The 11800-nt window shown below is 43.1% G+C and carries 11 protein-coding genes; 4 read left to right on the top strand and 7 right to left on the bottom strand.

What is annotated here, in order from left to right:
• Positions 1 to 171 precede the first annotated feature (171 nt).
• The 3 genes from hupB (at position 172) to ACLD71_RS18490 (ending at position 2876) form a co-directional block, all read left to right on the top strand.
• Positions 172 to 444 (top strand): nucleoid-associated protein HU-beta, encoded by a 273-nt coding sequence (gene hupB, locus ACLD71_RS18500; RefSeq protein ID WP_137675218.1) that lies wholly within the window; start codon positions 172 to 174, stop codon positions 442 to 444.
• Between the two features lie 84 nt (positions 445 to 528).
• On the top strand, positions 529 to 2418 hold the full coding sequence (locus ACLD71_RS18495) for a SurA N-terminal domain-containing protein (protein WP_411991605.1): 1890 nt from the start codon (positions 529 to 531) through the stop codon (positions 2416 to 2418).
• 68 nt (positions 2419 to 2486) lie between these two features.
• Positions 2487 to 2876 carry a hypothetical protein gene (locus tag ACLD71_RS18490; RefSeq protein ID WP_411991604.1) on the top strand — a complete coding sequence of 130 codons (390 nt, stop codon included), beginning with the start codon at positions 2487 to 2489 and terminating at the stop codon, positions 2874 to 2876.
• A 48-nt stretch (positions 2877 to 2924) separates the two neighbouring features.
• On the opposite strand, the gene fabV is transcribed toward ACLD71_RS18490, so the two are convergent.
• On the bottom strand, positions 2925 to 4127 hold the full coding sequence (fabV, locus tag ACLD71_RS18485; protein WP_411991603.1) for an enoyl-ACP reductase FabV: 1203 nt from the start codon (positions 4125 to 4127) through the stop codon (positions 2925 to 2927).
• Between the two features lie 358 nt (positions 4128 to 4485).
• Between fabV and ACLD71_RS18480 the strand changes: the two genes are divergently transcribed.
• Positions 4486 to 5349, top strand: coding sequence for a PEP-CTERM/exosortase system-associated acyltransferase (locus ACLD71_RS18480; RefSeq protein WP_411991602.1), 864 nt, complete (start codon positions 4486 to 4488; stop codon positions 5347 to 5349).
• A gap of 13 nt (positions 5350 to 5362) precedes the next feature.
• Here the strand turns inward: ACLD71_RS18480 and ACLD71_RS18475 are convergent, their stop codons facing one another.
• The 6 genes from ACLD71_RS18475 to pspF all read right to left on the bottom strand — a co-directional run bounded on the left by ACLD71_RS18475 (position 5363) and on the right by pspF (position 11636).
• The gene (locus ACLD71_RS18475) at positions 5363 to 6142 is read right to left on the bottom strand and encodes an ATP-binding cassette domain-containing protein (protein ID WP_137675222.1); all 780 of its coding nucleotides are present in this window, start codon (positions 6140 to 6142) and stop codon (positions 5363 to 5365) included.
• Positions 6135 to 7142, bottom strand: coding sequence for an oligopeptide/dipeptide ABC transporter ATP-binding protein (locus tag ACLD71_RS18470; RefSeq protein ID WP_137675223.1), 1008 nt, complete (start codon positions 7140 to 7142; stop codon positions 6135 to 6137). The genes ACLD71_RS18475 and ACLD71_RS18470 overlap by 8 nt, the downstream gene beginning before the upstream one ends.
• A complete protein-coding gene (locus ACLD71_RS18465; RefSeq protein ID WP_137675224.1) occupies positions 7142 to 8029 on the bottom strand; it encodes an ABC transporter permease subunit in 888 nt (295 codons plus the stop codon). Before ACLD71_RS18465 ends, ACLD71_RS18470 begins: the two co-directional genes overlap by 1 nt.
• Positions 8016 to 8981: an ABC transporter permease gene (locus ACLD71_RS18460; RefSeq protein ID WP_411991601.1), complete on the bottom strand. Its 966-nt coding sequence runs from the start codon at positions 8979 to 8981 to the stop codon at positions 8016 to 8018. The genes ACLD71_RS18465 and ACLD71_RS18460 overlap by 14 nt, the downstream gene beginning before the upstream one ends.
• 3 nt (positions 8982 to 8984) lie before the next feature.
• Complete coding sequence (locus tag ACLD71_RS18455; protein ID WP_411991600.1) at positions 8985 to 10583, bottom strand: ABC transporter substrate-binding protein; 1599 nt, start codon at positions 10581 to 10583, stop codon at positions 8985 to 8987.
• Between the two features lie 72 nt (positions 10584 to 10655).
• The gene (gene pspF / locus ACLD71_RS18450) at positions 10656 to 11636 is read right to left on the bottom strand and encodes a phage shock protein operon transcriptional activator (protein ID WP_411991599.1); all 981 of its coding nucleotides are present in this window, start codon (positions 11634 to 11636) and stop codon (positions 10656 to 10658) included.
• Positions 11637 to 11800: the final 164 nt, after the last annotated feature.

Raw genomic sequence — 11800 nt, 5'->3', positions numbered from 1 at the left:
CCAGCCTTGTTCAAGGGCTATAGCCTAAGGCTGGCAAGGAAGCCGTTGATAATTATATTGATGGTGAAAAATTAACTAAATGTAGACTGACGAACCTCATTCTGAACCGTAATAATAAGGAAGCTTTCCTGCGGTAAAAAGAAAAAGGAATAACAACAAGGGGAACCAATTGTGAATAAAGCTCAACTCGTAGACAAAATTGCTGAAGGTGCAGATATTTCTAAGGCCGCTGCCGGTCGTGCACTTGATTCTTTCATCGATGCCATTTCTGATACTTTGAAAGACGGTGATAATGTTGCCTTGGTAGGTTTCGGTACTTTCCAAGTGAAAGAACGTTCTGCCCGTACTGGTCGTAACCCTCAGACTGGTGCTGAAATTCAAATTGCCGCTGCTAACGTACCATCGTTCAAAGCCGGTAAAGCGTTAAAAGACGCAGTAAACTAAACAGTCAGACGCAATTGCGATCTGTCAAAGGCGCATCCTCTGATGCGCTTTTTCATTATTTAATGTGGTAAAGAGTAATTAAGCATGTTGGAAAAGCTCCGTGAAGGAAGCCAAGGTCCGGTAGCCAAAATCATCCTCGGTCTGGTCATTTTATCTTTTGCTCTAGCTGGTGTAGGTAGCTACATAGCTACACCTAGTGAGCAACTCGCCGCTGAAGTTAATGGCGAGTCCATTAGCCGTGCTGAATTTGATCAAGCCTATCAAAACGAACGCGGACGATTAGAAAGCCAGTTTGGCGCTGCATTTAGCCAACTAGCGGCTGATCCAAGCTATATGGCACAGTTCAGAAATAACGTTCTAGAGCGTATGATCGGAGAGCGCTTGCTTGACCAAGCTGCTGAAAAATACGGTTTACGCGTGAGCGATGAGCGAGTTAAATCGCAAATCTTAGGTATGCAAGAATTCCAAGTAGACGGTAAGTTTGACAACGAACGTTACCTTGCAGTGCTTTACCGCGCGAATCTTCAGCCGAGTCAATTCCGCGATATGATTCGCAACGACTTAACCCGTCGCCAGTTACAGCAAGCCTTATTAGGTAGCGAGTTTGCGCTTCCAAACGAAGCTGAGTTGTTGGTTAAACTCAATCAGCAAACCCGAGACGTACGTTATGTAACGGTCCCGGTGGCTAATTTTACCGCTCAAGAAGTCCCAACAGACGAAGAATTAAAAGCCTACTACGAAGAACGTAAAAACACCTTCAAAACTGAAGAGTCAGTAGACGTTGAATTCATTGTGGTAGACGCTGCCAAAATTGCAGACAGTATTGTTGTTGATGAGCAAGATATTCAGCAATTCTACGAAGCTAACAGCCGAAGCTATACTCAGCCGGAAAAACGTAAAGTTGCGCATATTCTGATTGGATTTAGTGACGATGAAGCTGCCGATAAATCGAAAGCTGAAGCCTTATTAGCGAAAGTTCAGCAAGGTGAAGACTTCGCTACTTTAGCGGCTGAGTCATCAGACGACACTTTTAGTGGTCAAGAAGGCGGTGAGCTAGATTGGTTTGAGAGTGGCGTAATGGCGCCTGAGTTTGATGCTGCTGCTTTTGCCTTGGCCGATAAGGGCGATGTAAGTGAGTTAGTTAAAACTGAGTTTGGCTTTCACTTAATTAAACTGATTGATGTGCAAACAGCGCAAGTGAAACCGCTCGAAGACGTGAAAGAGCAAATTAGTCAGCGTTTACAACAAGAACAAGCTCAAAATGCATTTTATGAGCAAGCTCAACGCTTAGCTGAAGTGTCTTTTGAAATTCCTGACTCTCTCGTTGATGTAGCCAGTGAAACAGGGCTAACTGTTGAAACCGTTAAAGGCTTAACTCGTTCAAGCGCTAACGCGATATTGAGCCAACCTCAAGTGCTTAGCCAACTGTTCAACTTAGACTTTATTGCTGAAGGCTTAAACAGTGAAGCCATTCAACTTGCGGATGATAGCTCGGTAGTGGTGCGCGTAATGGCTCATAAAGCTGCCGAAGTTAAACCATTCGAAACTGTTGAATCGCAAATTGCTAGTGACCTAACACTTTCTCGCTCTAATCAAGCTGCTCAAGATTATGCTGATAGCCTAATCGCCGCCCTAGAGTCTGGAGAAGGCTTAGACGGCTTGCTTTACGAGCAAAACCTAACTGTAGACTCTAAAGTGAAAGTTGCTCGAGATAGCCAAGACTTTGAACCACAAGTGGTTCGTCATTTATTCATGATGGCTAAGCCTACCGAGCAAAAAGTAGCGAGTCGTATCGCCACTATGAATGGCGATCAGTTGGTGATTCAAGTCACTGAGGTGAATGAATCTAGTTCAGTGGATAGCAGTGAAGCCGATCGTTGGTTAGAACAGCTTAGCAGCGTAAAAACTGAAGCTAGTTATCAAGTATTGATTGATGTCTTAAAAAGCAAAGCAGAAATCCAAAACTTGTTGTAAGCTTATCTCTTACGTAAGATACTGAAAAAAGGACGTTTTACGTCCTTTTTTAGTTTTGGGAGATTGTCTTGAAAAAGTCCTTGGTATTAATTATTGCCTTAATTGGAATCTGCTTAGGCGTGTTGTCTTTCGTTTACTTTACTTATCCTGAGCTTATAGGCGTGCAACGAGAAGTTAAAGTAAATCCGATTGTTGGTGCTTGGGAGTCAGAACATGCTTTCTATGGCAAGAAAGAGCGATTAGTATTCACTGATGATGGTCAGCTTAAATCTGGCAGCAGAGTAGCCACCAAGTACAAGATAAATGGTAATAAAGTCATTGTTACCTCAACCGATAGAGTGGTTGAATATCGGGTCTCTAAAGATGGTCAGCGTTTAGATGCATATTTGCCAAGGGTTGGCAGAGTTCGTTATACCAAAGTAAATTCCAGCCAACAACATTCAAATCAACGCCAATAAAAAGGCCTCAAAAATAGAGGCCTTTTAATAATAGTTGTTCTGAGTTAATTAGATGGCTTTAACGTCGAATGGAACTAAAGTATCTACGTCTGCATCATAATCAACACCTTCCACCCCAAACCCAAACAGTTTTAAGAATTCAGCCTTGTAGTACTCATAGTCAGAATGCTGTTTAAGGTTTTCAGTGGTAATTTGTGGCCACAGATCAACACAGGCTTGTTGAATGTCGTCACGTAGCTCCCAGTCGTCCAAGCGTAAACGATTGCTTTCATCTACCGCTGGCGTAGAACCATCATTACGATACAAACGTTCATCGAATAAACGATAGATTTGTTCCATACAGCCTTCATGTAAACCATGTTCTTTCATGATTTTGAATACCATTGATATGTACAAAGGCATCACTGGAATAGCTGAACTCGCTTGAGTGACCACACTTTTAAGTACCGCTACATTCGCGCTACCTTGTTTAGTGCTTAGCTTTTCATTTAGAGCGCTGGCTGCTCGGTCTAAATCCATTTTGGCTTTGCCTAATGCGCCATCCCAATAAATAGGCCAGGTAAGTGCGGTGCCAATGTAGCTGTACGCAACAGTTTTACAGCCTTTAGCAAGTACACCTGCTTCGTCTAATGCCTTAATCCAAAGCTCCCAATCTTCGCCGCCCATTACCGTTACAGTATCAGCAATCTCTTGCTCGGTTGCGGGTTCAATGCTGGCTTCGATAATAGTATCTTTGTTGGTGTCTACAGCGGTTGCTGTGTAGGTATTACCAATAGGCTTTAAGCTCGATCGGATTAACTCACCGCTATCAGGTAATTTGCGTACCGGAGAAGCGAGTGAGTAAACCACTAAGTCAATTTCGCCTAAGTCCTGTTTGATTAATTCAATAGCGGCTTCTTTTGCCTGATGAGAAAATGCATCACCATTAATGCTTTTGGCATAAAGGCCTGCTTCGTGCGCTTTTTGGTCAAACGCTGCCGCATTATACCAACCTGCAGTGCCGGTTTTACGCTCGGTTGCTGGCTTCTCGAAAAAGACACCAATGGTTGCAGCGTCACTGCCAAATGCAGCGGTAATGCGTGAAGACAAACCGTAACCGCTTGAAGATCCTACCACCAATACACGTTTAGGGCCGTCTGTAACTTTGCCTTTTTGCTTGGTGTAATTAATTTGCTCTTGCACGTTGGCTGCGCAGCCTACCGGATGAGTGGTTGTGCAAATAAAACCACGGATCTTTGGTTTGATGATCATGCTAATTCCTTAAACTTGGCCAAATAGTTAGCGCTAAGTATATTGTTGTTTCAACGCTAAAAAACGTAATGATTCTAGCATGTTTGCTATTAAAGTGGCATTTAGCCTAGCTGATCAGAGCAGTTTATTGAGCACTCTATTTAAAACCCGTTATTCTTAAGTGATAGCACAATCAGATTTGCTTCTAGCGCCGCCATTAATGGCGGGCGGTAGAATTTTACTGGCTAGCCTTGGCACTTTTCTGATATAAACTTAATATCAAATTAGCAAAACATTATCCCATAGAGATAGTGGCTATACTAAACGCGATGCTTATTAAGCAACTATAAAAACACTTAAGGGAATAAGGGTTAAGCTTTTGAAAAACAAAATACTTCCGACCAGTATTAAAGGAAAAGTAGTTGGGTTACCTACTAGCAAAACAACCCAACATGCCGCCCAGAAAAAAGCGGCTGAAATTGCCAAACACTACGAGACTTATTTTCAACCATTGGTTGCACTCAGTGATGAGGATGTGGCCAGTGTTTACCGTTTGCGCCACGATGTTTATTGTGAGGAGTTAGGTTTTGAACCAGTAAACCCCGAGCAGATAGAACGCGATGAGTTTGATGATTATTCTGATTATTGCTTGGTTCGCCATTTATCTTCTGGAACTTATGCTAGTACCGTACGAGTGGTATCGCCAACGGGCGACCAATTGCTCCCATTGGAAAAGTATTGTGAGGGAGCGATTACTGACGACGATCTACACCCGCAAAATTTCGCTAGAGAAGACGTATGTGAAATATCACGTTTAGCATTACGCGCTACTTTTAGACGACGTAAAACTGATAAGTTTGTTGATTCAGCTACCGGTGGCATTAACGTAGCCGAGCTTTATGAAGAAGAGTTGCGTTGTTTCCCGTTTATTACTGCAAGCATGTATTTAGCCGCTACGGTGTTGGTTGAGAGGCATAATATTAAGCATGCTTATGTGATGATGGAGCCTAGGTTAGCGCGCAGTACTGCCTTATTAGGGATTAAATTTCAGCAAATTGGTCCTGTGGTTGAGTATCACGGTCAACGTGCGCCTTATTATATTACGGCAGAGAAAATCCGTAGCGATTTACCGATTACGCTTAAGCCTTTGATGGATATGATTGAAAGAGAAGTTAATTTATCACTTTCAATGAGCTCCGTTGTAGGGGCGCAAGAGTCAATTTTGTATCGTGGTAACTCATAAAATTATCGCGATGTTATTTACGGAAAGCATCTTGGTAGGCATTTAATAAACGTTGACTCAGCTCGTGTTCGGGCTGAGTAAAAAATAGCTCCGTTGGCCTGAATTCAACGGCTTTTCCTTGCTGCATTACCAATACTTTATCGGAAAAGTGACGCACCAATCCCAAATCGTTAGAGACGAAAACATAGCTGATCGCAAAGCGTTGTTGTAATTCAATTAGCAAGTTAATGATTTGCGCTCTTACCGATACATCGAGTGCCGCAATACTTTCGTCAATAACAATAATCTTCGGACTTAGAATCAGCGCTCGAGCTACCGCTATGCGCTGTTTTTGACCACTCGATAGCATGTTGGGATAAAACTCAGCATGTTCTTCAAGTAAACCTACCAGTTTCAAAGTAGCTACAACCTTTTGTTGTTGCTCCTCGGTGCTTAGGCCGGTATTTAACATTAGTGGTGCAGAGAGGATCCGGCCAATGTTAGAACGGGGGTTTAAAGAGCTGGTAGGGTCCTGGAAAATCATCCTTATTAAGCGGCAGCGGCGAGTATAATCTCCATACTTTAAGGCCTCGCCATTTACAAAAATATCACCGCTACTGGGTTTATTAATGCCGGCGAGTACTTTGGCTAGGCTAGATTTCCCAGAGCCTGATTCACCTATAATTGCCAAGCTTTCACCCATATTGAGGTCAAAGCTAATATCATCTATTGCAGCAAAACGTTGGCGACTTAACCAACCTTTATGCACATACACGTGCTGCGATAAGTTTTTAACGTGTAAAAGGTTAGCCATTCACAGTGACCTTTTTTTCAATATTGAGCGGGTAGTGGCAAGCATATTGATGGCCTTTTACTTTCTTTAATTTAGGTTGAGTTACGCATTTACGTTGGGCTTTAGGGCAGCGGGGGCCTAGCCGGCAACCAATAGGCAAATGCTGCAGTGCTGGAATAGAGCCAGGCAACCCTGGGAGTAGAGCTTTTCTATCGAAAGGTTGGCTGAATTTAGGTGCTGAACTAAGCAAAGCATTGGTATATGGATGGTGACTATTGCCTACCACTTGTTCTGAGCGTCCAACCTCCACCATTTGGCCACAATAAATCACGCTAATTGTATCGGCTAAATCGGAGAGAGTATTCAAGTCATGGCTAATTAACAAAATAGCCGTATTGTTAAGCTTATTGAGTTTGTGCAGCAAGCGAAGAATTTGGCTGGCAGTAGTGACCTCCATCGCGGTAGTTGGTTCATCAGCGACTAACAGCTTGGGTTGCCCAGCAATGGCCATGGCAATCATTACTTTCTGGCATAAACCATCAGACAGTTCATAAGGATAACTGCGCATTACTTTATGGTGGTCTTTAACGCCTACCTTATGCAACAAGGCTTGCGCCTGTTTTTTCCGCCATTGAAAACGGCGCCAAAACCCCCCTTTGATATTGTGGCAAGGGATCGCTTCTTCAATTTGTTTACCCACTTCTTCTGAGGGATCTAAACAAGAACTCGGTTCCTGAAAGATCATCGCTATTTCGTGACCGAGTACCTTGCGCCGTTGCTTAGTCGTGAGCTGAAGAAGATCTACATCACCTAGGCGCATTCTGTCAGCTTTTATAGTCCAGCTGGGTTTGGTGACTCCTAGTAAGGCTTTAGCAATTAAACTTTTACCAGAACCTGACTCACCCACTAAAGCTTTAATTTCGCCTTCAGCCATGGTTAAGCTAACGCGGTCTACCGCCTTAACTTTGCCGGTGGGAGTATCAATTTCGATAGTCAGGTTACGAATGTCTAGTAAGGCCATTAGTCGACTCCTTCTAACATCGCTTGGCGTAAACCTTCGCCTACCATGTTTACACTTAAGATACTGGTCATAATAACAAAGCCGGGTAGGGTAACGGTCCAGGGGGCTGAGAATAGTAAATCTTTACTCCCCCCTAACATTGCACCCCACTCGGGCAGTGGAGCCTGTGCGCCAATGCCAATAAAACCTAGGGCGGTAATATCAATTAACGATGAAGAGAAACTACGGCTTATTTGAAACACGATTGAGTCAGCAATATTGGGTAATACGCCGTGTTTTAAAATTCGATAGTTGGTCGCACCATCAAGTCTAATTGCGGTAATGTACTCTTTTTGAATTTCGGTAGAAACCGCAATGTAAGTGAATCGAATAAACTGGGGAATTTGTGCTAAAGCGATAGCGATTAAGGTGTTCTCTAAACCCGTACCCAAAAACGATACTACCATAATGGCAATAAGCAGCGAAGGTATGGATAAGGCCGTGTCCATCACATGGTGTAAAACGCTAGATTTTACGCCACGGCTCATGCCTGAAAAGATGCCTAAAGGAATTCCAATTAGCGCCGCAAAGGTAACAACAATTAAGCCGCCACCAAAGGTGAGCTGGCAGCCGTAGATGAGGCGGCTTAAAACATCACGACCTAAATCATCGGTGCCAAAAAAATTATCAACGTGACCGCTTTGATTCCACGAAGGCGGCTGTAATAAATTATCACTTTGAAAATCTAAGGTATAAGGCGCAATCAGCGGGCCAAACAGCGCTAAGGCAACAAAACCCAGCAGTACCCAAAAGCCAATCATTGCAATGGAGTTATCTTTAAAACGCTCTAATACACGTTGGAGAGCGCTAGAGATGGTCGTTTCTGCAAATACATTAGTGTTGAGCATAAACTTCTCTTCGGCGTAATGGATGTATTAGCGCGGTAAACAAATCGGTGAGTACAAAGGTAATAATTACCAAAGTGGCTACAGCCAACATACCCCCTTGAATCGCCACATAATCTTGTTGGTAAATACTGGATATTAACCAACGTCCAATGCCCGGCCAGGCAAACACCACTTCAAGAACCATTGCCATGGTAAGCACGTTACCAAATTGAAGGCCTAAGCTGGGTAAAATGGGCGGCAAGGCGTTATGTAAAGCGTGGCGTGTCACTATTTGCCATTTTGATAGCCCTTTGGTCGCTGCAGCTTTAATATAGTTTTCGCTCATCACCTTCGCCATTGAGTTGGATAACTGGCGTATTACTTCTGTTGTGGGCACTACCGCTAATACAAGAGTAGGTAAGGCTAAATGGCTAACGATGCTCATTAAGGCTGGCCAACGCGCTTGAGGTTCTAACCACATGACATCGATGATGCCAAAACCGGTAATTTGAGGGATCTCTAACAGTAAATCGTAACGACCAGATACCGGGAACCAACCTAATAACAGTGACGAGTTCATCACCAATAGTAAGGCTAACCAAAATACCGGAATACTGTAGCCCACCATTGTAACGCTAAGGATTAGGTTTCTAATCCAGTGCTGGTGATAAATACCCGCTAACGTACCCAGTGGAATACCCACAATAAAAGACAGCAAAAAAGCTGAAAAGCACAACTCTAAAGTAGCGGGTAAAAAGCTAATCAGTTCATCAAATACTGGTTTGCCAGTAACGCTAGATACACCCAAGTCGCCGTTGAGGTTATTCCATACAAAAACCAGGTACTGGCTTAACCAATTACCGTCTGTTTCAATAAAGATGGTTTGATTCTTCTGAAAGAAAAACGCAATTAAGTTGATGATTAAAAAGGTAATCACCAGTAGGTTAATTCGACGAATAAAGTAACGTAACATGGCTTACTTCCTATAGGCGCTGCTAAAAGAAACGCCTCCGTATGGATTCCATGTAATGCCACTGACACTGTTATTATACGAGTACATTTTAAGCGCATGGGTTAAGGGAAGTACGGGCACATCTTGCTCAATAATTTCTTGAATTTTGTAGTAACTTCTCACGCGGTCTGCTAATCGCGGTGAGGTGGTGGCAGCATCGAGCAGCTGTTCGAAGTGCCCATTACACCAACGGCTATAGTTGTAACCTTGTTCTACCGCTTCACAAGCAAATTGTTGACGGAAAAAATCATCGGGGTCGCTATTATCGGTAGACCAACCCACTAGCAGCATATCGTAGTTAACACTTGGAGCCAGTAAGTAACGGCGAAGCACTTCCCAATCAAATAACCTAACGTTTACTTGGTAACCATCTTTCACCAAATCATTACGTATTAGTTCTGCGGTTTTGTGGGGCTGTGGGTTATAACTTTTCGCTTCATTGAGTACCCACAATTCAATCGGTTGTTGTTTGGCTTTTTCGATATAGGGGTATACCAAAAAATCTTGCTCTGGTGAGCGAGCTTGGTGGCGATAGGCCCAAGAGGAAGCGGATAACATTCCATCGGCAATTTCAGCAGTATTCAAGTAAACGGAATCTACAATTCGTTGTTTGTTGATTAAGCCTGCTACATTGCGCCTAACGCGCACATCGGCAAACGGTGGCTTTTGAGTATTAAAGGCTAAATAAGAGACATTTAATCCCGCCTGAACCGACACCAACAAGTCATCTCGTTCTTTAAGCACTTCTAATTGATTGGCAGCTGGTTGAGCCATTATATCGCATTGGCCTGTCAGTAATTTGGCCAAACGAATAGAAGACGTAGGAGTGATATCAAATACCAACTGCTGCATAGGTGGGGCGCCACGCCAATGCAGCCAATGGCGGTAGTAACGAATAAAGTGATCTTTACGTTGGCTGGCGTAATAAAATGGGCCGCTACCAATCGGTTGCTGATCGAGTAAACCTAGCTGATTTTTGTCATTCAGCTGTTGGGCGTATTCTGCGGACAAAATAACCGCGTAATCGCTGGCCAGATTTGCCAAAAAAGCTGCGTCAGGTTTTTTTAGTACAAATTCGATGCTGCTATTAGATAGCTTGTCTAAGGATTGAATATTGTTGCCAAAGCCAATGTTATTGAAAAAAGGATAATCGCCATTGGCTAAAATATAAAGCGGGTGCTCAGGGTTTAAAATTCGCTCAAAGCTAAGCATTACATCATCAGCATTCAAATTACGGCTTGGAGAGAAGTAATCGGTTTTATGAAAATGAATACCTTGTCGTAAGTCGAAGCGATAATGTAAGCGGTCTTCACTAATGTGCCAATTGTTAGCCACGCCACCTACCAGTTGTTGAGTGATAGGGTCTACTTCAATTAGGCGGTCGTATAAATGCCGAGAAGTCACCGCAATAGCATTCATTGAACTTTCTAATTGTGGATTAAATGTGTGCGGAGCGGTCTCGGTGCAATACACCAAGCCGAGTTTTTTTACGTCTTGTTGCTGTTCACAACCAAGCAGCAAAAAACTTAGACACATCATTGTGCCGAATGAGAATGCATTCATGTGAGGCTGATATCCTGATAACTGCTTGATAATTTAACATTAACCATCTGCTTATCTCAACCAATGATGGACTTAGCCTTGGGTATTAATTTGATGTTTCTTGATCAAACCCCTTAGTTGATGGTAGCTGATCTCTAAGGCTTGAGCGCAAAGGGTTTGTTTATAATGGTGTTTTTCTAAGGTATCGATAATAAGTTTTTTTTCAAACTCAGTGACTTGCTGAGTAAAACCTAAGTGCGAATGGGCAACTTGGCTATGATTGTTTAGCTCTGTTGCTGGGCGCCAAGGTGAAGCAAAAGGGTCAACGTTAATCGCCTCTACTTGCCCCTTAGCATTGCTATTTTCAACTACAGCGCGCTCTACTACATTTTTTAACTCGCGAATATTACCTGGCCACGAGTAGGCTTCGAGTTGTTGTTTAACCAGTGTAGTGAAACTAACTCGATTGTTTAAGTTAAGTTCGTGGGCAATTTTTTGAGCGAAGTGTTCGGCTAATAAGCAAATGTCTTCGGCTCTATGACGAAGCGGCGGTAGGGTAATCACCGCAAAAGATAAACGGTCTAACAGGTCGGCTCTAAACTTACCTTGGGTGACCAAACTGGGAAGGTCTTGGTTAGTTGCACAGATTAAGCGTACATCAACATCTATGGTTTTATTACTTCCAAGACGTTCGATTTGATTGTATTCAATGGTGCGTAATAATTTTTCTTGCACCTCAGAGGGCATGTTGGCGAGCTCATCTAAAAACAAGCTCCCTTTATCTGCTTGCTCAAAACGCCCGATACGTTGCTGAGCGGCGCCGGTAAATGCACCAGCTTGATGACCAAATAGTTCAGACTCAATCAAATTGGGATTTAAACTAGCGCAGTTTAGGCTTAGGTAGTGCTTGTCCCAGCGCTCAGACAAATAGTGTAAACGCGCTGCAATCAGCTCCTTACCGGTCCCACGTTCGCCAATGACTAACACTGGGCGGTTAAGTGGGGCAAGCAAAGACACCTTATCAAGTACTTCTAAAAAGCTGGGAGCATTACCTAGTAAACTTGGGCTATTCATTGGCTATATAGACTAACTATTGGTTAATTTAACTATAACTTCGACCGGGGAATTTGTCACTTTTCATCTAAATATATAGATATCATGAGCTTACATAGTTGGCACAAGAGTTGTTATAGCTAGTTAGTCAATCTATAACACTTAGCCGTAATGATTAACGGTTT

Origin of the sequence: Agarivorans sp. DSG3-1 (genome assembly GCF_046774965.1) — a bacterium.
GTDB lineage: Bacteria > Pseudomonadota > Gammaproteobacteria > Enterobacterales > Celerinatantimonadaceae > Agarivorans.
The sequence above is the reverse complement of the archived record's forward strand: the minus strand, read 5'-3'. Positions and strand labels throughout refer to the sequence as shown.

Bases quoted from the DNA above. Each gene is read 5' to 3' on its own strand.
- ACLD71_RS18495 (WP_411991605.1), top strand. From the start codon at position 529: ATGTTGGAAAAGCTCCGTGAAGGAAGCCAAGGTCCGGTAGCCAAAATC.
- fabV (WP_411991603.1), bottom strand. From the start codon at position 4,127: ATGATCATCAAACCAAAGATCCGTGGTTTTATTTGCACAACCACTCAT.
- ACLD71_RS18475 (WP_137675222.1), bottom strand. From the start codon at position 6,142: ATGGCTAACCTTTTACACGTTAAAAACTTATCGCAGCACGTGTATGTG.
- ACLD71_RS18470 (WP_137675223.1), bottom strand. From the start codon at position 7,142: ATGGCCTTACTAGACATTCGTAACCTGACTATCGAAATTGATACTCCC.
- ACLD71_RS18465 (WP_137675224.1), bottom strand. From the start codon at position 8,029: ATGCTCAACACTAATGTATTTGCAGAAACGACCATCTCTAGCGCTCTC.
- ACLD71_RS18460 (WP_411991601.1), bottom strand. From the start codon at position 8,981: ATGTTACGTTACTTTATTCGTCGAATTAACCTACTGGTGATTACCTTT.
- ACLD71_RS18455 (WP_411991600.1), bottom strand. From the start codon at position 10,583: ATGAATGCATTCTCATTCGGCACAATGATGTGTCTAAGTTTTTTGCTG.
- pspF (WP_411991599.1), bottom strand. From the start codon at position 11,636: ATGAATAGCCCAAGTTTACTAGGTAATGCTCCCAGCTTTTTAGAAGTA.